The organism is Ruegeria sp. BB6 (assembly GCF_056539385.1).
Map to the genome: position 1 here is coordinate 200,661 of NZ_JBQFUW010000007.1, position 25,319 is coordinate 225,979.

Here is a 25,319-nt window from a genome sequence, read left to right on the forward strand (position 1 = left end):
TCCCCTTCAAGGCCCCCAGGTTTCGGGGCTGCAACTAAGGACAGCTAATCATGTATCGCTACTCCGAGTTCGACACAGCATTTTTGGCAGAACGCAACAAACAGTTCCGCGCTCAGGTTGAGCGTCGTATCGACGGCTCATTGACCGAGGATGAGTTCAAGCCCCTTCGCCTGATGAACGGCCTGTATCTGCAGCTGCACGCCTATATGCTGCGGGTCGCCATCCCTTATGGCACGCTCTCCAGTGCGCAGATGCGTCAACTGGCTCTGCTTGCCGAGAAGTGGGACAAAGGCTACGGCCATTTCACCACCCGTCAGAACATCCAGTACAACTGGCCGAAGCTAAAAGACGTGCCGGATATGCTGGACGCGCTGGGCGAGGTTGGCATGCACGCCATTCAAACCTCGGGCAACACGATCCGCAACGTGACCGCCGACCATTTCGCCGGTGCCGCCGCAGATGAGATCGCCGACCCGCGCCCCTATGCCGAACTGCTGCGCCAGTGGTCGACCGACCACCCGGAATTCCAGTTCATGCCGCGCAAGTTCAAGATCGCCATCACCGGTTCGGAAAATGACCGCGCCGTGATCAAGGCGCACGATATCGGCCTGCAACTGGTTGAACATGAAGGCGTTCTGGGCGCGCGCGTCATCGTGGGCGGCGGCCTGGGCCGCACACCGATGATCGGCAAAGAGCTTTCTGAATTCGTCGCCTTCGACGACCTGCTGGCGTATCTTGAGGCCACCGTGTCCGTCTGGAACCAGATCGGCCGCCGTGACAACAAGTACAAAGCGCGCATCAAGATCACCGTGCACGAAAACGGCATCGACACCATTCGCGCCAAAGTTAACGAGCGTTTCCTGCAGGTTCGCCCGCAATTCAAGGGTGCCGACATGGACATGCTGGAAGAGATCAAGGGCCACTTTGCGGCCCCGGCCTTCCGCGAAGCCTCGGTTGCGTCGTTTGAAAGTGCCTACACCAATGATCCGGTTTTCCGTTCGTGGGTCGATACAAACATTGCGCCGCACAAGAACGCGGACCACGCGATTGTCACGATCTCGATCAAAAAGCACGGCGCCACGCCGGGTGATGCGACTGCCGAGCAGATGCGTGTGATGGCTGATCTGGCCGAAGAGTTCGCCTATGACGAGCTGCGCATCAGCCACGAGCAGAACGTGATCCTGCCGCATGTCCACAAGTCGGACCTGCCCGCGATCCACGCGAAGCTGAAAGAATACGAGCTGGCCACCGCCAATATCGGCCTGATCAGCGATATCATCGCCTGCCCCGGCATGGATTACTGTGCGCTGGCCACGGCGCGTTCGATCCCGGTTGCTCAGGAAATCGCAACCCGTTTCGACGACCTGAAGCTCGAACATGATATCGGCCACCTGAAGATCAAAATCTCGGGCTGCATCAACGCCTGTGGGCATCACCACGTTGGGCATATCGGCATTCTGGGTCTGGATCGCGCAGGCGTTGAGAACTACCAGATCACGCTGGGTGGCGACGGCACCGAGACGGCCGCCATTGGCGACCGCACTGGTCCGGGTTTTGCCTATGATGAGATCGTTCCCGCCGTCGAGCGGATCGTGAACACGTATCTGGAACAGCGTGAGAGCGCCGAGGAGGAATTCCTGCAAACCTACCGTCGTGTGGGCATGGCTCCGTTCAAGGCAGCTCTTTACCCCGAGGCTCAGGCGAATGCCGCTTGATCTAATCCAGACGGAACTGGGCAAAGACCGCAGCGAACTGACCGAAAAGGTCGAAGCGCTGAACGCCCGGTTCCGGCACCACAGCGCACATGACGTGATGCACGGTGCCATAGAAGAAATTGACGACCTTGCCCTAGTCTCCAGCTTTGGGGCAGAGTCAGTCGTGTTGCTGCACATGGCGGCGGTGGTCGACAAGATGACCCCGGTGCTGTTCATCGACACCCAGATGCTGTTCACCGAAACGCTGGAATACCAGCAAGAGGTGAGCGAACGGCTGGGTCTGAAGAACGTGAAAATCATTCGCGCGGATGAAGACGATGTTCAGCGCGATGATCCCTACGGTGCGCTGCGCCTGCGGGACACGGATGCGTGCTGCAACCTGCGCAAAACGTTTCCGCTGCAACAAGCCCTGTCCGGCTATTGTGGCTGGATCACCGGGCGCAAACGGTTTCAGGCTGGCACTCGTGCGGCGCTCGACTTCTTTGAGGTCGAGGATGGCACTGGCCGGATCAAGGTGAACCCGCTGGCGCATTGGGCGCCCGAGGACGTGCGCGCCTATATGGATGAAAACAACCTGCCCCGGCATCCGCTGGTGGCCAAAGGATACCCTTCGATCGGCTGTGCGCCCTGCACCTCGCCGGTCAAAGAGGGCGAAGACCCCCGCGCCGGACGTTGGCGCGACCAGAACAAGGAAGAATGCGGCATCCATTTTGTCGATGGCAAGATGGTGCGCGCCGGAGAGAAAACATGAATGTAATCGTAACAGATGAGGGGTTCGCCCCCGATGACTGGACCGATGGCTTTGTCGCGCTTGAAGACACAGCCAATGACGTAGTCGCGCTGGACGTACCTTCCGACGCGGACCCGGACGAGCTGGCTGAGCGGCTCGGCGGCGCCAAGATGGTGCGGATCGACTTTCCTTCCTTTGCGGACGGTCGCGGGTTCACCATCGCGCGGACACTGCGTTTGAAAGGCTATACAGGGCGTTTGCGTGCCAAGGGCCATATTTTGGCTGACCAGTACGCAATGGCGCGCCGCAGTGGTTTTGACGAAGTCGAGATCGACCAAACCCTTGCCAACCGCCAGCCCGAAGATCAGTGGCTGGCTCGCTCTGACTGGCACGAAAACAACTATCAGGCCCGACTGCGCGGTTGATTTCGCCAAATGGACGCTTGTGACAGGACGTGGGGGCAACTGCCCCCTTTTCCTGACTTGGATCAAAGATTAAACGGAGATGTCGGTTTACCCAGCCGGCAGTGAAAACGATGACAGAGATGAAGCCCGTGACCGAAGCAACCGCCGTAAAGGCCCCCGTTCTGCCGGACGCCCAGACTGTAACTGACGTCAAACACTGGACCGATAGCCTGTTCTCTTTCAAGGTGTCGCGCCCTGCCTCGCTGCGGTTCCGCTCGGGCGAGTTCGTGATGATCGGTTTGTTGGGTGACAACGGCAAACCGCTGCTGCGCGCCTATTCGATCGCTTCGCCGTCATGGGATGAAGAACTGGAGTTCTACTCGATCAAGGTGCAGGACGGTCCTCTGACCTCGAAACTGCAACACATCAAGCCGGGCGATCAGATCATCCTGCGCCCCAAGCCAGTTGGCACGCTGGTCCATGACGCCCTGCTGCCAGGCAAACGCCTTTGGTTCTTTGCAACCGGCACCGGCTTTGCACCTTTCGCCTCGTTGCTGCGCGAACCGCAGACCTATGAGGACTATGACGAAGTCATCATCACCCACACCTGCCGCGAAGTGGCCGAGCTGGAATATGGCCGCCAACTGATCGAAAACATCCGACAGGATGAGATGCTGGCAGAGCTGATGGGCGAAGGTTTTGCCGACAAGATTCGCTATTACCCGACCACGACTCGGGAGGAGAGCCCCAAGATGGGCCGCATCACCAATCTGTTGAAAGACGGAACCGTGTTCGCGGATCTTGGCATCCAAGGCGGCATCAATCCGGAAACCGACCGTGCGATGGTGTGCGGCTCGCTGGCCTTCAACCTTGATATTAAGGAAATCCTTGAAGAATTCGGGCTGCGCGAAGGCGCAAACTCCGAGCCCAAGGAATTTGTGATCGAAAAAGCCTTTGTTGGCTAATCAGACCGCGCCGGTCACTGTCCAGACTGTGACCGGCACACAAACCTGCCGTGAATCCTGTGAATTTCAATCGTTTCAGCGCTGTTGGCGCTTGAATCAGGGCGCGTGGCAGTCTAAATTTCGGGCTCGAAATTCTGCAATCATCAAAGGAATGAACCCATAGCCCGCAGACCTCACAACGCGCCGCCGCAACGAGAAACTGGCCCGCGCGTCAATGAAAAGATCCGTGCCCCCGAAATTCGCCTGATTGGTGCTGATGGAGAAAACGTCGGGGTGGTTCATCCCGCTAGAGCCATGCAACTTGCCGCTGATGCCGGCCTCGACCTGGTTGAGATTTCGCCGAACGCGAACCCTCCGGTCTGCAAGATCATGGATTTTGGCAAGTTCAAGTACGAACAGCAGAAACGCGAAAGTGAAGCGCGCAAGAAGCAAAAAGTCATTGAGGTGAAAGAGGTCAAGTTCCGGCCCAACACCGACACACATGACTATGACGTCAAGATGAAGAACGTCTTCAAGTTTCTGGAAAAGGGCGACAAAGTCAAAGTTACCCTGCGCTTCCGTGGCCGTGAAATGGCGCACCAAAATCTGGGGCGTGAGCTGCTGGAACGTGTGGCCGAGGACATCAAGGAATTGGGCAAGGTCGAGAACATGCCCAAGATGGAAGGCCGTCAGATGATCATGATGATCGGTCCTCTTCCACAGAAATAAACCAACACACCGTTGCGATCCAAAGCCCCCTTTCAGGGGGCTTTATTGGACACAAAACACACCTTACCAGACCCGACCTGAACGATAACAATCGCCATAAAATAAAGGCGTTTGCATCCCCCAAGTAATCCCCCTATGTATTTACATGGCACGGTCCGACCGGGTGCGGTTGGAAGCGGTATTCGGGACACAATCGGACGCGTGCGGGACACAACAACGGAAGGTGGATGCGATGGGCAAGGCCCAATCAACTAGCTATGTGGCGCGTCACCTGCCCAAAGAAGGGCGGGGAACGTGGCGCGATAAGGAATTCCGCGGTCTGGAATGCGTGGGGCGTTCTGACAAGGGCGCATGGTATTTGCGGCACACAATCGACGGAAACCGTTTTCGGGTTCGTCTGGGTGACTTTCCAGAAACCACGCCCGCCAAGGCGCGCGAACTGGCGCAAACAAAACTGGGTGCGGTTAATGCGAAGGTTGCCGCCACGGATAAGACAGCGGTTGCCCGCGAACTACGCCAGCAACAGGCCCAACGACGGAACCGGGCCGAAGCGCCAACGCTGGGCGATGCAATAGACTTCTATGCAGATATTCGGCTGGCGGGCACGCGGTCCAAGGATAAGACCGTCAAAGCCATGAAACGGCTATTTGCGAAATATCTGCACATGCGCCCTGACGCCCTGCCCCCCGAAGCCGTGCGGCTGTGGATTGAAAAGGAACGTGTTCGCGCCCCCTCAAGCATTAATACGACGCTACGCCGTTCAAAGCCGCTGTTTCGCTGGATGTTTGAACAGGGATGGACCACGCAAGACATACTGGCCCCGCTCAAGGTGAAGGTCGAGAAGGAACGCAACGTTTCCCCAACGAAAGAACAAGTAGCGCAAATCCTGATTGCGTTGGAAGGGGAAGAAAGCGCATCCGCCCGCGGGTTTGTGACTGCGTTAATATACACCGCGCAAAGGCGGTCAAACGTGGCGCAGATGCAGGCGGGCGAAATCGACTTTGAAAACCGCGTTTGGACTATCCCCGCCGAGAAAGCAAAAACGGATGAGGACTACAAAACCCCGTTATCCGAAACCGCGCTAGAACATATCCAAGCCGCGGCCGAGGCGATTGGCGTTGACCTGAACGGCGACCCCGAGACTTACGTTTTCCAAGGCAAGCGCAATGGTCCTTATGGTGGCTTTGGTGCCATCAAACAGCGGTTGGACGATGCGCTGGGCGCGGACTTTCTGGACTGGACGTTTCACGACCTGCGCCGCGCGTTCTCTGACGGGACAATCAAGGCGGGTTCGGACGTGGCGATTGTTGACCGATGCCTAAACCATAGCGCCAGCGCCACGACGTCACCGCTTCAAAGACGGTATCAGCGTGACCAGCAAGTCGAACGCCAACGCGCCGTGTTTGAGGCGTGGGCGGCGTTGCTAGCCGATGCGCTGGCCGAAGCACGCGGCGAAGTACCTGCGGACAAAGTAATCAGTTTGAACCACGGAAGGGGTTGATGATGAGTAGCGAAATTGAAATGCCGATAGATGAGGAAACGGGTAAGCACGTAAATATTGGGATGCCGCGAACGGCTGAACGGGCACGCCCGATTGTTGAAGCCGTGAATGAGTGCGACGGCATTCGGCATCAAGCGACATGGACCTGTCCCGAATGGCACTATCAAACGCGCATCGGGTGCGTGGGGTTGGCCGTCTATCAAAAGGCATTGGAATTGTACTCCGCCACCGTGGGCGAAAGCATGGAAGGTCTGGCCGATTTGATGAAAGAAAAGCTTAAAGCCTTCCCCGACGACCCGAAGGTTGCGGCCGCTGTGCTGGAAACACTCATCAGCACGTTTGAAAAGTCGCATCTGGCCCCGAACAACAAGGGTGCCGCAATCGCAGAACATTGTCGCGCCGTAATCCACGACGCGCTTTTCCCTGATACCTTACCCGACAACTACAAACTGCAAGTTAAGCGCGGTTTGAAAAAGGTGCTTTGAAGCTGACCAAAAGCTGACCAAAAGCTGTCAGGCAGAAAATTTAGATTTGCCCACACTGAACCTCACTAGTCGTAAACCAGTGGGGTTTTTTTATGTTCAACAAACGCAACCGACTGCCGAAATGGATGGCCTGCACAGACCTTGCGCGTGCCATGTCCGAGACAGTCTTAGAAACCAGTCTCACTACGGCCCGCCGCTATCCCGGCCAGACCGACACCGGAAACGGCACCCGTGCCGCGCAACCAACCGATTGGTTGGGCTGGCGTCTGGCGTCGCAGGGTGACGCCATCGCTGAAAGCGCGCTGGAACTGATGCACCCAGACGACGCACGCGAAGTCCGCACCGCGCGGGAAGCGTGGCGGGCGCAGGGTGTTGGACCCAGCCGCCGCGGTTTTAACTTTCGTCACGACGACAACGGCCCCGACTTTCCAACGGCCGCTTAACCCGACATGAAAAAACACCCTGCACCGCGGGAACGGCGCAAGGCGTGAAGGTCGGGCAGTCGAAAATCCGTAATCCTGACTATCACAGTTTTTCATGTCTCAGAAATCCGAGGGGATTGAGACAATGAGTAAACTCAAAAAGACGTTCACCGTGAAGGATGAGGACGACGAAACGCGCCAGATTAGCGTCGGCGGCAATGATTGCCGGATGCTGGAACAGCTTCGCGCTGGCCCCGTTGAATGCCCGTCGCGGCGTCGCCATAGCGCCGAAGTTCACCGTCTGCGCAAAGACCACGGCGTCAACATCGAAACCGAACGCGTCAATGATGGCGGCGGTGCATGGCATGGCCGCTACCACCTGATTTCGGGAATCGGGGTTGTACGCGACGTCACCGATACGGGGGCGGCGTGATGCGTGTTCGTGAACAAAGCGACGGTTGTTTGACCGTCGCGATTACCGACGGCACGCACCGCATAATCCGCTGTCGCGACAATATTCAGTGGATTGTGCAAAAGCGTACTAGCCCGAACGGAAAGCGGCCTTGGTCGTCGCTGGCGTTCTGCGCAACAAAGCGCGGTCTCGAAATCACCGCAAACGCGCTTGATTTGGGCAATCCAATCGCCTGTTGGGTCGAATGGCTACCCGAACCCGAAACTGAGCCGTTTAACGACGTGACCCACCTTAGAAACGGGCGGGCGGCGTGATGAGTACGCACGAATTCCGTTCTGACAAACTGGACCGCCAGCGCATCGGGTCCGCCCTGTGCGCGCTGGCATGGGCCGTGACTGACAAAGCCATGTCACCCGAAGCGTTACGCCGGGGGCTGGCCGAAATTGACACAATGGCCCGCGGTGCAACGCCCGCAATGGATGCGCTGATTACGGCGCATCAAGACGAAATCTCAAATCAAAAGGATTTATTCCATGACTGAACAACCGAAACAAAACGGCCTGAACGCGCTGGGCAATGGGGCGACTAGTCCGGCTGGCCCGTCGTTGGCCGATGCGATGAAATCCGCGGCGAAGGCGCTGGAAGCGGGCCTTGCAAAACCGGGCCGTTACATCGCCGTTGTAACAGACACCAGCGTTGGCGAACGCACTGGCCCTGTGGGTTGGGGTGTTGTCCGCTTCGCACTGGAAGGCGTGGACGACGTGGACGAAATCGCCGCGTTTGTCCCCGTTTCCCATGGTGCGGACGCTTTGGTTGACGATGGCAACGGGGGCGTGACCTTAAACCCTGCTGTGTTTGAGCCGAAACAAGCCCGCGCTGTTCTGGGTGGCCTAAACCGCCTACACGCGCTGGTGACGGCCGCGGGGCTGGAAGCGGACGCAATCACGGATGGTGACGACCTGCCCATGTTGCTGGGCGCGCGGGTGGCTGTGATGGTGTCGAAAGGGAAGGACCGCGACGGGCTTCCGCAAAACGAAATCGCCAAAATCATCGGCCCCGCCCCTGTCGATGCAGACGCGCCAGCGCCAGCGCCCGAACCTGTCGAAAGCTACGACCCGACGGACGCGCCGTTTTAATCGAACGGCACCCTAAAATGGCACTCAGGCGGGACACAACCGCCTGATGCCGAAATTCCCTGTTGTTTTTTAATAAGTAATCCCAGCGAAAAGCCCCTCAGTGGGGGGCTGAGGTGGGGAAGGTCCGAACCTGATGAGATTTGCAGACGCGCCCGAACTTTTTGACAACGGATGGACAACCGTTGTCCCTGCCCATGGCAAAGCCTGCGGTAAGGGCTGGAACAGATGGCAGGCGGAAACACCGCCGCGCCACCTGATTGAAGCATGGGCCAACGTTCGCGCCGCCGAAAACGTCGCCCTGATAATGGACGGGACGATTGTTGCGGTGGACCTAGACCACGACGACGCCGAACGCGCTTTTGCAATCCGCGAAATTGCCGACGAACACCTTGGACAAACCGACCTGTGGCGCACCCGTAAACCGGGCCATAGGACTTTGCGCCTGTACCGCCCTGCCGATGAAAGCATAGCCACCCAGCATTTCCACGGCGTTGATATATCCGTCTATTGCACGACTGGCCTGATTATCTTGGGCGGCAAGCATCCCAACGGCAACGAATACACATGGCCCGAAACCAGCCCGTTGGATTGCGGCCCCGATGATTTGCCGTTGGTGGACCAAACCCGCGTGTTGGGTTTCATCGAAGCCGTCACATCGGCGTTTCCACCCCCCGAAGGCGTTACCCCACACGGCAACGGCTTCCGCGCGTCCACGCCGCACGGCGTCAACGCCGACGACGTTTTCGCGCATTTCATGGCTGGGCATGACCGCTTTATCAGCCTGCCCGCCGCCGCCAGCGACTTTATTCAGCGTTCCACCCAGCTACACCCCGCCATGGCCGCCGCCGTTTGGACGCTGGCGAACTACGGATATTCCGAAGCCGCAATAACGGGGTTCCTACGCGAAGCCGTGACAACGCACCCGCGCGCCATCTCGACCAGCCCAACGAACCGCGAGCGGGAATTAGAACGGTCTGCCCGCGGTGCTGTGGCTCGGATGGGTGGTTAACTGCGTTGGGTGTGCTGGATAGATATTCGCTGATTGTCGGGCTGGATGCGGAATATGTGTCTGCATCCGAACTGCCGAACCCGTCCGCGGATATGCTGGCCCGCCAATGTCCGACCTGCACACGGAAGGGGCCGGACATTCATTGCAAAAATCGCACCTGCCATCCTGTGAAAAACATAGTCCTGTCGCACCAACTGAGTTACCGCACCCCCAACAACCCAGCGACCCGCGACCATATCGTTTACACCGAAGGCCGCACGCGCCGCCCGTATTTCAGCCACATGATTGGCGGCGTGATAGAAGATGCCCGCGCCGCTGGGATGATTTCCGAAGCCGACATTTGCAACGATGCCATCAACATTATCGTTGCGGCGCATTTCAGCCGCGCAGAACTGGCGACGTTTGCCGATTTCAACAAACTGAAAAAGCGCGCGCAGAACGTCCGCGGCACATACGCCACGATTAACCATAGGGACGGCATTCGTGTTCCTTACCGGATGCCGGGCGTCGGACGGGTGAATATCCGTGTGCGTTTGCTGGATACGATGTTGTTGGCCCCCGGCCGCGCACCACTGGCGGCGCTGGGCGATTGGATGGGCGTTGAAAAGCTGAGTATGCCCCCGGTGATTGATGAACAGGGCCAGCGTGTGCCCGCTATCCGCCGCATGGATTTGTGTTTGCAACAACACCCCGCCCCGTTTGAGGCATACGCCCTGCGCGATGCGGTGATAGCGCGGGATTGGATATTTGAAGTCGCGACGCTGGCCGATGCGTGGGGATTGGAAACAATGCCCGCAACCGTCGCCAGCATGGGCATTGAAAAAATACGGTCCTGCATATCGGATTGCGATTTGGACCCATTACGCTTTTGCGGATGGCAGAAACCCCCTCGTGAACAGAAAACCATGTTGCCAGCCGTGGGCGATATAAAAACGCTGACGGCCGATTGCTTCCATGGCGGGCTGAATATCGCCTGCGAAATCGGCGTGCATGATGGGGATATAACCGACCTTGACCTTAAAGGGGCATACACGTCTGCCATGGCCGCCTTACGCCCCGCGGATTGGGACGCCATCCAATACACTAAGGACGTGGACACACTGGCCCGCCACGACGCTTTGACGTTTGCACGGGCCGAATTTGAATTCCCGCCAGACACGCGCTTTCCGTGCCTGCCAGTGGCAAACGGGGGTTATGGCCTTTGCTATCCGCTATCGGGGGAAACCTGCTGTTGCGGCCCCGAACTGGAGTTAGCGGTGCAGATGGGCGCGCGCATCACCGTTAAACACGGCGTCTATGTGCCGTGGGATGGAACGGCGCGGCCGTTGGTCGATTTCGCCAAATTCATCAACCATTGGCGCGCACGGTTTCCGAAGGGCACGCACCCCGGCCTGCACGCGCTGGTTAAGGAGGTTGGCAACAGTGGGTACGGCAAATTTGCGCAGGCTGTGGCAGGCTGGAAAACAAACCCTGTGACAGCTCGCGTGTTTGACACACGCAACGGCACATATCAGGACATGCCAGAAAGCGGCATAACCTGCGCGCCATATGCGGCCTACATCACGTCTATTGTCCGCGCGACACTGGCCGAAGCCGTTGCCGGATTGCCTGCCCACGTCACGATGATGAGCGCGACAACAGACGGTTTTCTGAGTGACGCGACGCTGGCAGAAGCGAAGGCCGCAACGTCGGGGGCAATCGGGACATGGTTTGCCGAACTGCGCGGCATGGTGGACCCAAACGGCGACACTGAAACGCTTGAGGTAAAGCATAGGGCGCAACGCGTGCTGGTGGTGAAAACCCGCGGGGGCATGGCGCTATTTGTCGAAGATGAAACAAACGTTTTTATTGCGCGCGCTGGGCACAAAATCCCCCACTGGGATAGGACAAAGCCGAAGATTGAGGAAGCGCACGCGTGGGAGGAAATCATACGGAACCGCGAATACGGTGACGTCATGACCAGAAAGTCGCTGGTGTCCCTGCCGAAGCAATACCGCCTTGGGTGCGACCTGATAGACGAAACCCGTGACGTTGCATCCAATCTAGACTTTGACTTCAAACGTATGCCCGTGGACGTGCGGGATTATGACGGGATTATCCGGTTTGGAACTGCCCCATTCGCCACGGTTGAGGATTGTTTGCACTGGCGGCGCGCGTGGGATGAATACAGGCATAAGGCCGAAGCGGTATTAAAAAGTGCTGACGATTGGTTGCGCTTTCACGGCTGGATGATGGATGGGCAACCGGGCGGTGTTGATTTGAAGCGGACGCAATTTGAACGCGCTGTGCTTGCGGCGTTTGCGCATCGCATACCCGGCTTTGACATTAAGTACCCCGACGCGGTGAAACTGCTGGATGGGTGCGGGGTGGCAGGCATAACCACCCGCACGTTGGACAACATACGCAGGCGCACCGAACAGCCACAACCGCGGGCCATAGCCATGACGTCCACCGACCTTGCGCTTGGCGGTAATCTGGCCACCGCCCTACCCCTCAACGCCCTGAAATCGGTGCTGTTATGACGGCTGTATCCACACAACTAGAAATAGGTTGTGCCCACTCAACCGGGGGCGACCAAACGCTAGGTTTTTCCGTCAGCGATTTTCAAAACCGCGTAAGTCGTTGTTTTCAGAGTGTTACCAACTGTCGAGATTTTCCGTCAGAATATACTAAGGGGGGGAGTAGGCACCTGACGGAAAAACGAAACCCGCCCAAAATCCCCTGCATGGAAGGAAGCGAAATATGCAACCCGAACATCCAGACGATAAGGAACGGGAATTCACGATAACCCTGATGGACCGCGGCACCCACTACCACGCCAAAGTGGTGGACGATTTGACCAGCGCCGACGTGTTTGACGGCGAAGCGCCCACGCAACGCGATATTGTCCACCGCGTGAACATGGCGATTGAACAGTTTCAGGATTGCGTCGCGGAACACGGGGAAAACTTTGCCGTTGCGGTTTGGGGCGCGAAGGGGCTTTCGGATGCCTAAGACGTCGCGTCGTGCTGGCGTAAAATGGCGCATTTTGCGTGAAAAAGGGCGTTTCAATCTATCCAACATCATGGCGCGTGTGGACCTTCCGTCCTGCCCGATATGCGCGATGGACCTTCAAAACCGCCGCGCGGTGGCAACCCTGCACTATGCGGGCCTGTCGAATGCGGACATTGCCGAACGTATTGGCGTGACGCCCGCGACCGTGTGGCGGCATGTCGTGCGGTGCATCCCTCAAATCATCGAAGCGACGCACCGATTGGAACGTCAACGCGACGTTGACCACATTGGCGACCTGCAAAAGCTGGTGCTGGACACACTGGAAACCATGAAGGTCGGGATTGAAACGCAGATGGGCGAAGGGAACACGGCGGCGGCCCTTCAAATCGGTGCGGACTTTCTGGACCATCTGGATATCTACATGGGGTTGCTGGACCGGGTGGACAAACACCGCCAGAGCCATTTGTCCGATACTATCCGCGCCCTATGCGCCGAAATCGTCAAATTGGACCCGGTTCGCGGTGCCGATGCGATTGATGCTATTATTGGCGGCAATCCCGCCGTGCAAAATGTTCTGGATGAGGAAAGCGAAAATGTCCGAGACAATACCGATACCGACTGAATGGACGGTTGAAAGCGCCGCCCGTGCTTTTAAACATGAAGATGATGCGGCCGAAGATATGAGCGCCGACGCGGTGGCAATCGCGGCCATGGTTGCCCCCACGTTTGACCTAAGCACCAGTGACATAACACAGGCCCGCGATGCCGCGTTTCAGGCGGTGGAACGGCTGATGGTGCTGGCCGAACTGCATGACATGGAATTCACGCATAAGCGGGCGTTGAAGGTCGGCTTTTGCCATCTGGTGAATTGCGCGACCGAAGCCGAATTTCGGGACTATGAACAGGGTGCGTTTGCGGCGCTGTGCGAAGGTTTTGGGGTGACATTGGAACAGGTACGCGGGGTTGCGGGCGATGAGTAAGACCACAAAGATTGTGAAGATGCCGAAGGAGAAGGCCACCGCGCCCCCTGCTGAGGAAAGCCCCGCCGTTGCGCTTCCGACTGCAAACGACTTTCTGGCAATCCTGACCGCCGTTACACGCGACGTTGCATCTATCGCGATGGACCCGAGCAACGACCCGATGGACCGGACACGGGCCGCGGCTGTGGCTGGCACGCTGGCCGTGCGGGGGATTGAAGCGGTGGACCGGGCCGCCGCAGTGCATAGCGCCCAACGCAACAACGCCATACACGACATGGAACCCGGCAGGCTGTGGTGTTCATACGACGGCAAACCGAAGTTTAATCCGTTTGCGACGATTGAATATCGGGAAGCTGTAAACCTGCTGACACGCGACGCAAAAGCGGTTGGGTTGGGCGTTACCCCCTCCAAAGGGGGAAGTGTCGAGAATAATTTAACTAATAATTAATAGGCATAGGCAAGATCAAACAAAGCTGTGTCCCTTTTATGTCCCGTAATGGCCGTTTTTGGGGGGTGATGGGGCGACGCGTTTGGAAGCCGCGAACGCCCCGGCACGGAAGGTGCCTGCTCCCTGATAAGTCCACAGCGAACATCGCGCAACCGCTCTACATTTGTTTTGGTAACAATTGCTGGATGCGTTTCAAGTGCTGTAGGTCGAGCCAAAACAAGTGCGACATGAACAATCTTCCTGCCGCCCTTGAATCACCACGGCGATTCCGATGGAAACGGCGAATGCAATGTCCGCTCGGAACGGCGAACCGGTCATACGACGAAATGCCCCAGATTTCGGCATTGAGCCCAAAGTGGACGTCAAGAACGGGCAAGTCCGCCACTTCATTGGCTAGCAGCCATCTCTCCGCTGGAAACAAAAGCGCAGTTTTTTACTTCGAGGACGGCTCTTTACTTCTGTTACAAAACTGTCATACGCACTTGCAAACCACTAAGCTATGAGGTGCAGCATGCTGACGCTGAGCAATAAGCCTGTGATTGCCAAGGGCAAGCGTCAGCATATCTATGAACACCCGAACGAACCGTCTCTTCTGGTGAAGTTACCGCAGCCGGGCACGTACGACGCACATGGACAACTTCCGGACGTCAGTTGGATCGAACGCCGCCTTCGCCGTGCGACCATGTACAATGGTTTTCTGCGCGAGTTTCGCGAGTATTTGGAACTAAAAGCTCGCAAACAAGAACCCGGTGCGCTACTGCCAATTTGTGAAGTGCATGGAACGATGCCAACTGATTTAGGTCTAGGACTGGTGTACGAGCGCATTTCAGATCCTGATGGTAATTTGTCACCGACCCTCAGGGACATGATCCGAGCAGGTCGCCTGAATACCCTGCACTTGAAATTGCTTAACGATTTTTTTGATGCGTTGATGGAAAACCACGTCGTGATCAGCAACAAGAACCTAAAGAACATCGTATTCCAAACGCAAGTAGATGGCCTGGGCAGGTTTGTCTGGATAGACAGTTTTGGCTGCAAACAGCTTGTTCCACTGCGAAAGTGGTTGAAATGGTTAAACACTCGCGGTTTGAACAAGGTGCGTGATCGTGTTGTCGGTCAAGCAGAAGCAGCTCTGGCGCATAGCAACGAAGCAAGTGGACATTCACACTCTATGTGACCGTAGATTGCATATGACCCCGACACGTGAGGTAGCCTCAGTGCGAGAACCCAGACAACTCCGCGTATCGCCTTCCAGCACTAAAACGGGCCGCAATCTTCTTAGGGAGGAGATTTTGTTGCGAACTAAGCCGACATCGAAATCATACTCGAAATTCTGAATGTCGAGGATGAATATCTCGCCAACTGCTTCGCTTCTTTGGGCGGAATATTATTCACGGTAACTCGGTACTAGTGTCTGTTATGTCCGAGTTACGGACAACCTGCGCGACTGTTTGCAGTGGATGCCACAGTACAGGAGTGAACTCGGTTTAGGGCCTGTCCCCGCCGTCCCAATAATCATGATCAGGCCTTTGATATCCAGCCCCTTGATAGCTGTCATAGCTGCACACCCTCACAACAACAATTACAAAGAGTGCTATGAGGATTGCCCTGGCAGTGGGGGTTTGGAGTAAGTACTTCATTATTCTTTTTTAATTTTGCGAGAGTGAAATGGCAAAGAAGTCCTGCGCCTCTTCATTCAGACCGCCAGTAGAACCGAACTAGACGAACGCGAACTTACACTGCTGGACGACGCGCTGAAGGTTTGGGGGGTGGCTTGGATATCGCTTGTTAGGCATCACATGCTGATGACTGTGTTAACGGCGGCTTCGTCCGCAGTGTGGTCGCTCGTACCAACTGCCGCGAATGACCGCTTCGAGCCCAAAGCGGCCGGTTTTGGAGACGCCCCAATTTCTTGGAGCGTCCATGTTCGCCATAAGACATTTGCTCGTCTAGCCTAAACTTCCAAGACTACTCCACGAGTTCCAAATCACCGGGCCGCCAGCTTTTGTCGAACCATGGTTCAAGCGGCCCGTAAAGGCGCATCATAACATTGAAGCTTCGACCGGGAACTGTTTGCGCCCAGTTGTTTTCCCAACCTTCCGGCGCTTCCGGTCCAAAATAGATGCTGAAGCTACCATCGTCGTTCGGCTTTATTCCGGGCCGGTTGGAGTCGATCCCTCCGGATTGTTGGTCTGTTTCCAAGATCGAACGAGTCTGCCCACTATAGAGCATGAATGACGCAAAGTTCTTGGCAGGGACCGGCGCGGGAAGCGTTACCTTATAGGTCTTTGAACCATCCAGATACTCCCCATCTTTGTCGCGGGCCGTCATTGCATACACCGACCCGGTGCCAACCGGCGGCGCAGTCATTGCAGGTGTGATACCTGTCGCCATGTAAAAGAAGTATGTCCGATCATCCAGAATACGCGCGCCATCCTCAAGGAACAGATAGCTCTGGCGTTGGAACGGCGAGTTCCATTGACGATCTTCATAGAAGTACACCCCCGGATCCCGTGAGGCATATGTGATCGCACGCGCTGTCGCGTTTGCGATGGCTGCTGCTTCTTTGAAGATTCCCTTCATTCTGGCGTCCGGTTCGAACGGTTCGCCTTTTTTGATGCCAATGGAAGCAAATGTCCCAACAATTTCTGGATCAAAAGCGCCGACCGGATTGTTATCCAAGGCTACATGAATCTCCTCGAAGAAGTCTTCGTTGTTGGCATGGACTGTGTTGTGCTGAACGCCGGAGATATTGATGAAGTTCTCCGATGGCGGATTGTCGGCTGCGCTGAGCGGATAGATGTTCAGCCCTGCCTTGATCTCTGCAACTGGTCCTGTTGTGTCACCATCTGCCCCGGGGGAGCGACGCAGCAGCAACCAGTGTTCATTTGTTCTTGTACGAAGTTCAAAATATCCTTCTGGCACTGCAGTTTCATCGTCGTGATGCATCAACAGGTATTTCCCGCCTTCGCCTTTGTCTGCACCAAGCGCGCCAATGTCTGCGACGTAGTCGAACCCTGCGTCGTCCAACAGGCCCAACATGCCAGCGGGCACCTCTATGACCATAGGACCTTCGGAGATATCAACGTTGGAACCAACGTAAATAGTCGTTGTATTAGGCGTCAGCCAGATTGATCTGGCATCCAGAAGATTTTCTGCAATGACGACATCATTGGGTTGTGCGCCTACATCTTCATAGCCTTGAAACATTCCACGCAGAGACGCGATTTTCATGCCATCAAGAAAAGCAGTCGTTGCGCGCATCAAGTCCAGATTGTCGAAGACTTTCTCAACCGTATCTGGTGAAGGCATGCCATCGAAAAACTCAAGTGTGCCAAGTGTCTCTGTTTTCACTCTGTCCGGTGTCAAAACGTTTTGCGGTACGATTGCGGCGAACTCTCTGTCTGATTGTGGAGGCAATGCAACTTGTTCGTTTGCGCCCTCGTTTTGTTGAATCATATCTTCGTTCAGCAAAACGAACTCCACGCGCCGGTTCAGCGCGCGTCCTTCCTCGGACAAGTTCGAGGCAACAGGCGCGATTGGACCTGCTCCCATGGCGACCAGACGTTCCGCCGCGACGTTGTAGGGTTCGCCCATCAGTGCATTGCGTACGGCCGCAGCACGGCGCTCAGCGAGGTCAATGTTGTATGCAAAGTCACCCACCGAGTCCGTATGGCCCACGATCGCCAGTCGCATTTCAGGCAGCGTCGCCATCGCGCTGGCAACTTTGAACAACACCTCGGGTGACGTGCCGGTTAGCGCGTCACTGTCGGTCTCAAAAAAACCGCCGCTCATTGAGACGCGACCATCTTCGCGCAGAGCGGACACAACCGCTTCATCTGTCAGTTCACCGACCGCTCGTGCTCTTTCTTGGCCAAATTGTTGCGCCTTAAGCGGTCCCGTGTTGACTGCGAGTGCAATCGCAATCGCTGTCATACAAGTCTTAATGTTTCTCATTTTGAAACTCCCATTTTCATTGCCTTTATGCGCTTGTCGCGACTTGGCACTTTGGTGTTTGTTGTGGAGAGACGGTGTCCCGAGGCATACACCGCCTCTCCAATTACTGACCAATTGGTTTGTGCCAATACCGGTCAGTGTCCGAATTCAATTGCGAAAAGTTTCAGCTACTCGACCTTCTTGAGATCTCCGAGCATCCAGCCGCTTTCCAGCCAGCCCTCTTCAGGGCCGTAGAGGCGGAACAGGAGGAAGTAGGGCTCGGTGGTTGGGATCCAGTTGCTTTCCATGCCCTCTGGCGCTTCAGGCCCGAAGTAGATGTCGTAAGAACCATCTTCGTTTGCTTGCATCGTGTCGGTGTCGCGCTCGGAAAGTCCCACAGGATCGACGTCGCGGATGAAACTCTTGGTCTCCATCGAATAGACAATGACTGACCAGAAATCCTCGGCGGGTGTGTCCGCTGGCACGTTCAGCTTGTAAGTCTGATTGTGGTCATACATCTCGCCTTCGCTGTCGCGCAGACCAGTTAGGTAGAACGTCCCGCCGCCAAGTTGTTTCGGCAAATAGGTAATCCAGAAGTAGCTGCCGCCGGCACGGGCATCGACAAGCACTTCGGTTTCAGTTTCGTAAGGAAACCCAAGCTCGGCCTGACCCTCTGCAAAGTCCCAGATAAGCCATTGGCTTTTCATGTCGCCGTTTTCGTCCACCCATAGCGGCAACATCGCTTTGCCTGGCGTCACAAAATAATGCTGCATGGATGCATAAGCCAGCAACAGACCTTCCTCCATTGCCTTCACCTGAAGTTCGGTTGGCTCGAACGGCTTACCCTTCTCAATCCCGAGATCCTTCAGAAAGTTCACCATGACTTTGTCTTGAGGACGGATTGGGTTGTTCTGGACGTAGTCGTTTAGGTCCTGAAAGAAGGTTTCGTTGTAGTACGGCAGGGAGTCGTAGGGAACCTCAGAGGCTTCATGATAGGTGTTCGGTGGTGGGTTGTCGGCTTCTGACAGGTAGTAGACTTTTATCGTCTGTGCGTATTCAGCCGCGTCCGCATCAGTCGCGCCGTTGGTCAGCTTTGGGCGGAATGAAAACCCGTATTCGTAAGTGTCTGTCTCGAACGGCAAGTATCCCGCGTCAGTCAGTTCCTCGATTGACATGTCGCCATCATAGTCGGGTGGCAGCATGAGATATTTACCACCTTCTCCTTCGTCGAACCCGTCCGGACCAACATCGGCAATCGGGACATCCCAGGCGTTTACAATCGTACCGAAGTAATTGACCTTGTCTGTTGCTGCCGGAACTTCGATCACCAAAGGCCCGGGCTCAGATGTCATGGACGCCCATGCGTAAGCTGTTACATCATTGGCCGTCAGAAACCCGTGTTTGGAGTCGAACGGTTTGTTGAGATACACAATGTCGTTGTAATCCCCGCCCAGATCTCGGCGAATACCTTTCAGGAAGTCGATCATGCCTGCAGCAGGCATGCCCCAAATCGCGGTTTGCGTCGCGCGCTGCACCATTATTTTGTATTCGATGTCTTCAACCTGCGCCGAGCGCGCGAGAATGTCGCCCGTGTCGTTAAATTCCTGCGCCTCGACCTGAGCAGCGGCGCCGCCGACGCAAATGGCCGCAACTAAACACTTGGTCGATAAGTCTGTGAACAATGTGCCCATCTGTTTCATTCGTGACTACTCCCTTGAGGTTTTCGCGAGACTTGCACATCCGAAACGCAGATGCGTATCATTTCACGACAGGCGCATTTCCGGAGAACTCAATGGCACTGCCACCGATGATTTCAGCGAAGGCGCTTGGTGCGATGCCGCAGTTTGTCCATGAGGTCGCTGGAGAAAAAAGATTAGCGAAGGCCATGGATGTCGCTGACCTTCCACATCACTTTATCGAAGAACGGTCGGGATACATTTCCGAGCATTCGCTGGCGACATTCGTCGAGGAGGCGGTTCGATTGGCGGGCCATCAAAACATTGGCTTGCTTTGGTCTCCTTACCTAACGGTCGCAGACTACGGGCTTTGGGGAGAGTATGTCCTGTCCGCGCCTACGTTGGGTAACGCGCTACGTCGCGCAACATCGGTTATGCCTTTGCACTCATCAGTTGATCGTGCATGGCTGGAAGCCTCTGGCCGACGTTCGCGCTATTGCTACAAATTCGGAATGCCGGAGCACCCCGCTTACGCCGATATAGCTTTTTCCGCGATCGGCGTTTTCCTAAGTATTTTTCGCGAGTACCTAGGTAAGGAATGGACGCCTACGGCAGTTCTCTTGGATTTTGCAAAAGTACCGAACTCGGTCGAAGTCGAAGACACATATGGGTGTCCCATAGTTTGGAACGCACCAAGGTTGGGTGTGGAATTCGAAAGCTCATTGCTTTTGGTCGAGAACAGAAGGCAATATCGCGTTCGCGGTTTTGTGACGGTTGACGATGTTGCGAGGGAACGCGTCGGCGGACCACCTGAAACAATGGCTGGTCGGGTTGCCGCAATAGCCCGACAGCAACTCCACCACAAAGAAATCTCGGTTGATGCAACCGCTCGCGCACTCGGGCTTGGTGTTCGCGCTCTTCAAAGGAAGCTCGAGGAAGAAGGCGCGCAATTCCGTCGCATAGTAACCGATGTTCGCGTAAGCCGGGCGAAAGAGTTACTTTCATTGCAGTCTGGCACCATCGCCGATATTGCTACTGCGCTTGGATACGAGACAGCCAACAACTTCAGCCGTGCATTTAAGACCGCCACTGGTGTCTCGCCATCTGAGCACCGAATTCTTGGGCGCGATAGGTTCTAAACCTTCTGAAACCGCTCCAGTACCACCGACTGCTTCGTCCGCAAAGCAGTCTTTACCGCGTTTTCAGCCAGCGTGCGCTGTCTGGAGAAGCGTTCGTTCGTTTCCTCCGTCTTTTATAGGTCCTGACTATAATATTATAGGCCGCCTAAGTTACCCGACAGCGTTCCGAAACGGCTTTCCGTGGCCCGACAACGCAGATTGACCGTCCCAAGATCGAAAAACTATTATCAAAACAGCATATTAGAATTATTTTGGCAAAAAATCACAAGTAGACATCGCTCGACTTGAATATATCGCGGGCATAAGGAGTTTCGGACATGAAAAAAATCATCATCCCCGCGTTGGCGGGTTCTTTGGCGTTGTCAGCCTGCGCACAAAAGGCAGAAAATGTAACGGCAAGTTACGTTCCAATGACGCTGTATACGGACCAGAACTGCAAACAACTTCGGCAGGAACAAGCACGAATTGTCGCTCAGGTGAACCATCTGACCGGTGAACAGAACAAGAAAGCAACCAATGACGCCGTGGCAATGGGCGTTGGCTTGGTGTTGTTCTGGCCCGCGCTATTCCTGCTTGCGAATGATAAAGACGAAAGCGCGCAACTGGCCCAAATGAAAGGCCAATACGACGCCATCCAAGCGGCTGGTGGACAAAAAGGATGTTGGACCTAAGTCCACCATCCTCGTCACAAAATTTTGGCCGATGCTAATGGAAGCCCAAATACTGATAACTTTATTGAATTTGCGGACACCGCAGATCTAAGGCTTATGAGATGAATACACGCGCCATGTGCGCCGAGAACCCACGCATTCTAATGGCTTGAGTTATTCGGACGCCTCAAGCCCATATTAATTTGGCAACGCGAATTTCGGGACACAAACAGGACACAGCGCAAAGACTGCGCAAAAACCTGTGTCCCGATATTCCGAATAATCATTCAATAACAATTTATTAAAGTTATTGCCTTTGCGGGGTTGTGTCCCGATAGACCACCCTTTCAGGGGGCTTTATTGTTCCGCCTGCCGCTCTCGTAGCCAGACGATCGAGTCGTTCAGGTCAAAGGCCAGGGAAATCAGGTCAACCACCAACAACAACAGCAAGAAACGTGCGTATTCTGGCGACAGCGCCGTGCCATCGGTCAGCAACATTATGATGATGGCGACCAATGGAACCCAGCATATGAGATGGGGCAACGCCATCGCCTTTGTCATCCCGCGCGCAGCTCGAATGATAGGAATATTCAGCGCCATGCCAGTCACCGACAAAGCGGCGATCAATGCGCCCTGTGGTTGATCAACAAATGCGAGCGGCGCCAAATTTACCGGGATTAGGACGAACACCATCCAAATCTGAACCCAAAGCGGTAAATTCCTAAAACTCATCCAAATATCGCGGATCATCACTCACCCAATCGCAATCATATTAATCAACTACTTTATTGATTGCACAGGATTAGTCAGTTCACAAACACGTTAAACGACTGCGGCTATCGCTTTGCTCAACTTTGTGACCATTTCGCCGATTTGGGCCTCTTGAATAACAAACGGAGGTGCCAAAAGAATGTGGTCCCCCAATCTACCATCCCGCGTCCCGGACATTGGATAGCAGATCAACCCTTCTGCCAACGCAGACTTCTTTATTTTCGCCGCGATCTCCAGCGAAGGGTCGAACGGCGTTTTCTCAGCCCGGTTGGAAACCAGCTCCAATCCACGGAACAAACCTCGGCCCCGGATATCGCCGACAAACGGATTCTGACCAAATTCGGCCTGTAGCGCATCTTGCAGCGTCTCGCCCATTTCCACGGTACGAGCCGGAAGGTCATGCCGGATCAACTCCTGGACGACCGCAAGCGCAGCGGCTGTCGCAACAGGATGCCCTATATAAGTGTGCCCGTGTTGGAAAAAGCCTGACCCATCCCGGATGGCGTCATATATTCTGCTGGTGCAAAGCATGGCACCGATCGGTTGGTACCCTGCGCCCAACCCTTTGGCGATGCACAAAATATCCGGGGCGACGCGGTCATGATCACAGGCGAACAAATGGCCTGTTCTCCCCATCCCGCACATCACCTCGTCCAGGATCAGCAGCACACCGTATTTGTCGCAAATCTCGCGAATACGTCTGAAATACCCATCAACCGCCGGAACCGCACCCAAAGTTGCGCCGACAACAGGCTCAGCCATGAATGCCATAACAGAGTCCGGCCCCAACCGCAGAATCTCGGCCTCCAGCTCGTTTGCAACGCGTTGGCCGTAGTCAAAACTACTCTCACCTTCCGGCTTTTCCGCGTATTCATAGCACGGAGAAATATGGCTCATCTCAATCAACATCGGAGCAAATTGCGCACGCCGCCACGCATTGCCCCCAGCGGAAAGAGCGCCCAGCGTATTGCCGTGATAGCTCTGCCGGCGCGCAATCACATGACGTCGTTCCGGTTCACCGACCTCGAGGAAATACTGACGCGCCAGTTTGATCGCGGCCTCCGTTGCCTCGGACCCTCCCGAGACGAAATACACGCGGTCAAGGTCGCCGGGCGCATGTTCGATCAGTAAATCTGCTAGTGCCTCGGCAGGTTCGGACGTCATAAACCCAGTGTGCGCAAAAGCTATTTTGCCAACTTGATCCTGAACCGCCTCAATAACGGTCTGGTTCGAGTGCCCCAGACAAGACACGGCAGCGTCCCCGCAATCCAGATAGCGCCGCCCATGATCATCAATCAAATAACATCCTTCCCCAGCAACGGCGACAGGTTGGTTTGACTTTGTATGTCTCGGGAAAACGTGGCTCATTGTTCTTCCTCGCGCAAAGTTGCAACAAGCGCCGACACCGAAGCGGCGTTGTCCCTCCAGGGGTTTCCATTTTGGTCTGTCATGCTGTTTTCAAATCCGACACGCACATCCCCGCCACGTCGAGCAGCCAAACGAAGGCAAGCGTGCTCCTGCCGACCGAAAGCGCACACCATCCAGTTGCCATTCTGGGTCGGAAAGTTATCAAGATCCGTCGGAGTGGATTGCTGACCATCCGCATAACGGCCCAGCACCAAGAGGCGGTCCGTTTGTTCGGGCTGCACAACCCCTTCCGTCATCCATCGCGACAAAAGCGCGGCGTCATCTGCATCGTACAATATGTGCTGCACCTCCGTTCCCTGCTCGGCACATACCGCGTAGACAGAATTGGCCAGCTCTGGCGATCTTGCGATCTCTCGGACTGCAATTGATGCCCATGAGGGTTGAACTTTCGTAAGACAATCAAGCTGAGCGGCTACGTCGAAAACTCCGGCGGCTTCAGTCGTAATCTGAATGTCCATCCCTGGCACACTCTGTCGCAGTTCAGCAATTGTTTCCAGATACTTGCCCGCATCCAAGGAATGTTTGCCGGCGTTGTCGCGTACATGCAAATGGATACCATGTGCACCGGCTCTGAAACAGGATTGCGCGGCCTCGACAATCTGTTCGGTAGAAACCGGAAGCTGCGCGTGGTCTTCCCGACCACGACGCGCACCATTCGGGGCGACCAGAATATAGTGCCCCTTAAACTCTCTGCCTTTTACATGACGTTTGTTCATTGGAACCGCCTTCAAATCTCGCTGCCTCTCTACCTATCAACTCGAAGTTTTCAATTTCCAAAAAAGAAAACATATGTTTTTTTACTTCTATGAATGACACTCTGAAGCAACTGACCAACAAGCTGCGGCAGGACATCGACACGATGCCGCCCAGCCTTCAGGCCGCCGCAAAATACATATTGGACTTTCCCGGCGATTTTGGTCTCGACCCCATTCGCGTAACCGCAGCGAATATCGGCGTAAGCTCGAATGCCTTGGTTCGATTGGCCCTAAGAATGGGTTTCGATGGGTTCGAGGCGTTTAGAACTCCGTTTCGACAGGCGTTGGTCACTGACCGAGAAGACGAGCTTGGTCATGATTGGTTGACCAGCTTGCAGGACGGAGACGCGCTAGAACAGGCGCAGTCAAAATACGCACAAAACGCCCTGAACGTGGTGGCGCGCTCACTCCGCCTGATGCAGCCGGATAAGGTTCAACAGGCCGTTGAATATATCACCCGATCGCGCAGATGTTTCGTCACGGGAACTCGGGCTAGTTACTCTCTGTCCTACTATTTCTCATATGCTGGCCGCATGGCTCATCCAGGCATCCAGCTTGCGCCCAGGCATATGGGGTCCGCGATCGACGACCTTCTTGACGCCGATCCGCAGGATTGCCTTTTGGCAATAACGGTTCTGCCGTATTCAGCGGACACCATACAATCGATGCGCTACGCGAAACAAAAAGGTATGCGCATCATTCTGATCTCAGACAGCGAAGTGATCGCGCCCAACATCGACCCGGACGTAACCTTTCAAATCAGCGCCCGATCTTTGCACGATTTCACCAACTTTTCCGGTGCAATGGCTGTTCTGGATTGCATTTTGGCACATCTCTACGACGCAGGAGGCGACGATGCACGCCAACGCGCGAAACGCTATCAGGAAGCCCGCGAACACACCGGCGCATATTGGCGACCTTCAAAAGCTCCACGGATACGAGGTTCTTAACCAAGGCCCAACTTATATGGGCCCTGGTTTGAGTTGTGTTTTTAAGCGCAGGCGTTGATTGCGCGTTTTGTCATGACGCTGACGAGGTGCGCGCGGTAGTCCTTG

General features: G+C 55.6%; 27 protein-coding genes. 22 read left to right on the plus strand and 5 right to left on the minus strand.

Annotated features, from left to right (window positions below; genetic code table 11):
• The first annotated feature begins 50 nt into the window (after positions 1-50).
• The 19 genes from ACR0B7_RS16605 to ACR0B7_RS16695 all read left to right on the plus strand — a co-directional run bounded on the left by ACR0B7_RS16605 (position 51) and on the right by ACR0B7_RS16695 (position 15,086).
• Entirely contained in the window at positions 51-1,715 is a 1,665-nt protein-coding gene (locus ACR0B7_RS16605; RefSeq protein WP_170485529.1) for a nitrite/sulfite reductase, read from the plus strand.
• A complete protein-coding gene (locus ACR0B7_RS16610; RefSeq protein WP_170388604.1) occupies positions 1,705-2,466 on the plus strand; it encodes a phosphoadenylyl-sulfate reductase in 762 nt (253 codons plus the stop codon). The genes ACR0B7_RS16605 and ACR0B7_RS16610 overlap by 11 nt, the downstream gene beginning before the upstream one ends.
• A complete protein-coding gene (locus ACR0B7_RS16615; RefSeq protein ID WP_170485530.1) occupies positions 2,463-2,870 on the plus strand; it encodes a DUF934 domain-containing protein in 408 nt (135 codons plus the stop codon). Before ACR0B7_RS16610 ends, ACR0B7_RS16615 begins: the two co-directional genes overlap by 4 nt.
• A gap of 110 nt (positions 2,871-2,980) precedes the next feature.
• A complete protein-coding gene (locus ACR0B7_RS16620; RefSeq protein ID WP_170485531.1) occupies positions 2,981-3,814 on the plus strand; it encodes a ferredoxin--NADP reductase in 834 nt (277 codons plus the stop codon).
• Positions 3,815-4,060: 246 nt separating this feature from the next.
• The gene (gene infC, locus ACR0B7_RS16625; RefSeq protein ID WP_480682039.1) at positions 4,061-4,522 is read left to right on the plus strand and encodes a translation initiation factor IF-3; all 462 of its coding nucleotides are present in this window, start codon (positions 4,061-4,063) and stop codon (positions 4,520-4,522) included.
• A 145-nt stretch (positions 4,523-4,667) separates the two neighbouring features.
• Positions 4,668-6,023 carry an integrase family protein gene (locus tag ACR0B7_RS16630; RefSeq protein ID WP_170576894.1) on the plus strand — a complete coding sequence of 452 codons (1,356 nt, stop codon included), beginning with the start codon at positions 4,668-4,670 and terminating at the stop codon, positions 6,021-6,023.
• 2 nt (positions 6,024-6,025) lie between these two features.
• The gene (locus ACR0B7_RS16635; protein ID WP_170576895.1) at positions 6,026-6,508 is read left to right on the plus strand and encodes a hypothetical protein; all 483 of its coding nucleotides are present in this window, start codon (positions 6,026-6,028) and stop codon (positions 6,506-6,508) included.
• A 92-nt stretch (positions 6,509-6,600) separates the two neighbouring features.
• Positions 6,601-6,951, plus strand: coding sequence for a hypothetical protein (locus ACR0B7_RS16640; RefSeq protein ID WP_170576896.1), 351 nt, complete (start codon positions 6,601-6,603; stop codon positions 6,949-6,951).
• A 124-nt stretch (positions 6,952-7,075) separates the two neighbouring features.
• The gene (locus ACR0B7_RS16645; protein WP_170576897.1) at positions 7,076-7,363 is read left to right on the plus strand and encodes a winged helix domain-containing protein; all 288 of its coding nucleotides are present in this window, start codon (positions 7,076-7,078) and stop codon (positions 7,361-7,363) included.
• Positions 7,363-7,656: a hypothetical protein gene (locus ACR0B7_RS16650; protein WP_170576898.1), complete on the plus strand. Its 294-nt coding sequence runs from the start codon at positions 7,363-7,365 to the stop codon at positions 7,654-7,656. The genes ACR0B7_RS16645 and ACR0B7_RS16650 overlap by 1 nt, the downstream gene beginning before the upstream one ends.
• Positions 7,656-7,883: a hypothetical protein gene (locus ACR0B7_RS16655; protein WP_170576899.1), complete on the plus strand. Its 228-nt coding sequence runs from the start codon at positions 7,656-7,658 to the stop codon at positions 7,881-7,883. Before ACR0B7_RS16650 ends, ACR0B7_RS16655 begins: the two co-directional genes overlap by 1 nt.
• On the plus strand, positions 7,876-8,478 hold the full coding sequence (locus ACR0B7_RS16660; RefSeq protein WP_170576900.1) for a hypothetical protein: 603 nt from the start codon (positions 7,876-7,878) through the stop codon (positions 8,476-8,478). Before ACR0B7_RS16655 ends, ACR0B7_RS16660 begins: the two co-directional genes overlap by 8 nt.
• A 133-nt stretch (positions 8,479-8,611) precedes the next feature.
• Positions 8,612-9,487 (plus strand): bifunctional DNA primase/polymerase, encoded by an 876-nt coding sequence (locus ACR0B7_RS16665; RefSeq protein ID WP_170576901.1) that lies wholly within the window; start codon positions 8,612-8,614, stop codon positions 9,485-9,487.
• A gap of 11 nt (positions 9,488-9,498) precedes the next feature.
• Positions 9,499-12,009 (plus strand): hypothetical protein, encoded by a 2,511-nt coding sequence (locus ACR0B7_RS16670; protein WP_170576902.1) that lies wholly within the window; start codon positions 9,499-9,501, stop codon positions 12,007-12,009.
• Positions 12,010-12,229: 220 nt separating this feature from the next.
• A complete protein-coding gene (locus tag ACR0B7_RS16675; RefSeq protein ID WP_170576903.1) occupies positions 12,230-12,481 on the plus strand; it encodes a hypothetical protein in 252 nt (83 codons plus the stop codon).
• Positions 12,474-13,103 carry a helix-turn-helix domain-containing protein gene (locus tag ACR0B7_RS16680; protein ID WP_170576904.1) on the plus strand — a complete coding sequence of 210 codons (630 nt, stop codon included), beginning with the start codon at positions 12,474-12,476 and terminating at the stop codon, positions 13,101-13,103. The genes ACR0B7_RS16675 and ACR0B7_RS16680 overlap by 8 nt, the downstream gene beginning before the upstream one ends.
• Complete coding sequence (locus ACR0B7_RS16685) at positions 13,075-13,461, plus strand: hypothetical protein (RefSeq protein WP_170576905.1); 387 nt, start codon at positions 13,075-13,077, stop codon at positions 13,459-13,461. The genes ACR0B7_RS16680 and ACR0B7_RS16685 overlap by 29 nt, the downstream gene beginning before the upstream one ends.
• Positions 13,462-13,480: 19 nt before the next feature.
• The gene (locus ACR0B7_RS16690) at positions 13,481-13,909 is read left to right on the plus strand and encodes a hypothetical protein (protein ID WP_480682027.1); all 429 of its coding nucleotides are present in this window, start codon (positions 13,481-13,483) and stop codon (positions 13,907-13,909) included.
• A gap of 511 nt (positions 13,910-14,420) precedes the next feature.
• Positions 14,421-15,086, plus strand: a complete 666-nt coding sequence (locus tag ACR0B7_RS16695; protein WP_170576907.1) for a YrbL family protein — start codon at positions 14,421-14,423, stop codon at positions 15,084-15,086.
• 791 nt (positions 15,087-15,877) lie between these two features.
• Here ACR0B7_RS16695 and ACR0B7_RS16700 read toward each other — a convergent pair.
• Both ACR0B7_RS16700 and ACR0B7_RS16705 read right to left on the minus strand, forming a co-directional pair.
• Positions 15,878-17,866 carry a DUF1214 domain-containing protein gene (locus ACR0B7_RS16700; protein ID WP_170388062.1) on the minus strand — a complete coding sequence of 663 codons (1,989 nt, stop codon included), beginning with the start codon at positions 17,864-17,866 and terminating at the stop codon, positions 15,878-15,880.
• Positions 17,867-18,033: 167 nt separating this feature from the next.
• The gene (locus ACR0B7_RS16705) at positions 18,034-19,545 is read right to left on the minus strand and encodes a DUF1214 domain-containing protein (RefSeq protein ID WP_217354419.1); all 1,512 of its coding nucleotides are present in this window, start codon (positions 19,543-19,545) and stop codon (positions 18,034-18,036) included.
• A 92-nt stretch (positions 19,546-19,637) separates the two neighbouring features.
• Between ACR0B7_RS16705 and ACR0B7_RS16710 the strand changes: the two genes are divergently transcribed.
• Positions 19,638-20,660 carry an AraC family transcriptional regulator gene (locus ACR0B7_RS16710; protein ID WP_170353204.1) on the plus strand — a complete coding sequence of 341 codons (1,023 nt, stop codon included), beginning with the start codon at positions 19,638-19,640 and terminating at the stop codon, positions 20,658-20,660.
• A gap of 317 nt (positions 20,661-20,977) precedes the next feature.
• Positions 20,978-21,331 carry a hypothetical protein gene (locus tag ACR0B7_RS16715; RefSeq protein ID WP_170571144.1) on the plus strand — a complete coding sequence of 118 codons (354 nt, stop codon included), beginning with the start codon at positions 20,978-20,980 and terminating at the stop codon, positions 21,329-21,331.
• Positions 21,332-21,667: 336 nt separating this feature from the next.
• Here the strand turns inward: ACR0B7_RS16715 and ACR0B7_RS16720 are convergent, their stop codons facing one another.
• The 3 genes from ACR0B7_RS16720 to ACR0B7_RS16730 all read right to left on the minus strand — a co-directional run bounded on the left by ACR0B7_RS16720 (position 21,668) and on the right by ACR0B7_RS16730 (position 24,225).
• On the minus strand, positions 21,668-22,042 hold the full coding sequence (locus tag ACR0B7_RS16720) for a hypothetical protein (RefSeq protein WP_170576908.1): 375 nt from the start codon (positions 22,040-22,042) through the stop codon (positions 21,668-21,670).
• A 90-nt stretch (positions 22,043-22,132) separates the two neighbouring features.
• Complete coding sequence (locus ACR0B7_RS16725; protein ID WP_480682030.1) at positions 22,133-23,449, minus strand: aspartate aminotransferase family protein; 1,317 nt, start codon at positions 23,447-23,449, stop codon at positions 22,133-22,135.
• The gene (locus ACR0B7_RS16730; RefSeq protein ID WP_170486646.1) at positions 23,446-24,225 is read right to left on the minus strand and encodes a beta-keto acid cleavage family enzyme; all 780 of its coding nucleotides are present in this window, start codon (positions 24,223-24,225) and stop codon (positions 23,446-23,448) included. Before ACR0B7_RS16730 ends, ACR0B7_RS16725 begins: the two co-directional genes overlap by 4 nt.
• Positions 24,226-24,314: 89 nt before the next feature.
• On the opposite strand from ACR0B7_RS16730, the gene ACR0B7_RS16735 reads away from it, so the two are divergent.
• Positions 24,315-25,214, plus strand: a complete 900-nt coding sequence (locus tag ACR0B7_RS16735; protein WP_170486644.1) for a MurR/RpiR family transcriptional regulator — start codon at positions 24,315-24,317, stop codon at positions 25,212-25,214.
• Positions 25,215-25,319 lie beyond the last annotated feature (105 nt).

Coding starts and splice junctions, on each gene's coding strand:
- ACR0B7_RS16605 (WP_170485529.1), top strand. CDS start 51: ATGTATCGCTACTCCGAGTTCGACACAGCATTTTTGGCAGAACGCAAC.
- ACR0B7_RS16610 (WP_170388604.1), top strand. CDS start 1,705: ATGCCGCTTGATCTAATCCAGACGGAACTGGGCAAAGACCGCAGCGAA.
- ACR0B7_RS16615 (WP_170485530.1), top strand. CDS start 2,463: ATGAATGTAATCGTAACAGATGAGGGGTTCGCCCCCGATGACTGGACC.
- ACR0B7_RS16620 (WP_170485531.1), top strand. CDS start 2,981: ATGACAGAGATGAAGCCCGTGACCGAAGCAACCGCCGTAAAGGCCCCC.
- ACR0B7_RS16630 (WP_170576894.1), top strand. CDS start 4,668: ATGGCACGGTCCGACCGGGTGCGGTTGGAAGCGGTATTCGGGACACAA.
- ACR0B7_RS16635 (WP_170576895.1), top strand. CDS start 6,026: ATGAGTAGCGAAATTGAAATGCCGATAGATGAGGAAACGGGTAAGCAC.
- ACR0B7_RS16640 (WP_170576896.1), top strand. CDS start 6,601: ATGTTCAACAAACGCAACCGACTGCCGAAATGGATGGCCTGCACAGAC.
- ACR0B7_RS16645 (WP_170576897.1), top strand. CDS start 7,076: ATGAGTAAACTCAAAAAGACGTTCACCGTGAAGGATGAGGACGACGAA.
- ACR0B7_RS16650 (WP_170576898.1), top strand. CDS start 7,363: ATGCGTGTTCGTGAACAAAGCGACGGTTGTTTGACCGTCGCGATTACC.
- ACR0B7_RS16655 (WP_170576899.1), top strand. CDS start 7,656: ATGAGTACGCACGAATTCCGTTCTGACAAACTGGACCGCCAGCGCATC.
- ACR0B7_RS16660 (WP_170576900.1), top strand. CDS start 7,876: ATGACTGAACAACCGAAACAAAACGGCCTGAACGCGCTGGGCAATGGG.
- ACR0B7_RS16665 (WP_170576901.1), top strand. CDS start 8,612: ATGAGATTTGCAGACGCGCCCGAACTTTTTGACAACGGATGGACAACC.
- ACR0B7_RS16675 (WP_170576903.1), top strand. CDS start 12,230: ATGCAACCCGAACATCCAGACGATAAGGAACGGGAATTCACGATAACC.
- ACR0B7_RS16680 (WP_170576904.1), top strand. CDS start 12,474: ATGCCTAAGACGTCGCGTCGTGCTGGCGTAAAATGGCGCATTTTGCGT.
- ACR0B7_RS16685 (WP_170576905.1), top strand. CDS start 13,075: ATGTCCGAGACAATACCGATACCGACTGAATGGACGGTTGAAAGCGCC.
- ACR0B7_RS16690 (WP_480682027.1), top strand. CDS start 13,481: ATGCCGAAGGAGAAGGCCACCGCGCCCCCTGCTGAGGAAAGCCCCGCC.
- ACR0B7_RS16695 (WP_170576907.1), top strand. CDS start 14,421: ATGCTGACGCTGAGCAATAAGCCTGTGATTGCCAAGGGCAAGCGTCAG.
- ACR0B7_RS16700 (WP_170388062.1), bottom strand. CDS start 17,866: ATGAGAAACATTAAGACTTGTATGACAGCGATTGCGATTGCACTCGCA.
- ACR0B7_RS16705 (WP_217354419.1), bottom strand. CDS start 19,545: ATGAAACAGATGGGCACATTGTTCACAGACTTATCGACCAAGTGTTTA.
- ACR0B7_RS16710 (WP_170353204.1), top strand. CDS start 19,638: ATGGCACTGCCACCGATGATTTCAGCGAAGGCGCTTGGTGCGATGCCG.
- ACR0B7_RS16715 (WP_170571144.1), top strand. CDS start 20,978: ATGAAAAAAATCATCATCCCCGCGTTGGCGGGTTCTTTGGCGTTGTCA.
- ACR0B7_RS16720 (WP_170576908.1), bottom strand. CDS start 22,042: ATGAGTTTTAGGAATTTACCGCTTTGGGTTCAGATTTGGATGGTGTTC.
- ACR0B7_RS16725 (WP_480682030.1), bottom strand. CDS start 23,449: ATGAGCCACGTTTTCCCGAGACATACAAAGTCAAACCAACCTGTCGCC.
- ACR0B7_RS16730 (WP_170486646.1), bottom strand. CDS start 24,225: ATGAACAAACGTCATGTAAAAGGCAGAGAGTTTAAGGGGCACTATATT.
- ACR0B7_RS16735 (WP_170486644.1), top strand. CDS start 24,315: ATGAATGACACTCTGAAGCAACTGACCAACAAGCTGCGGCAGGACATC.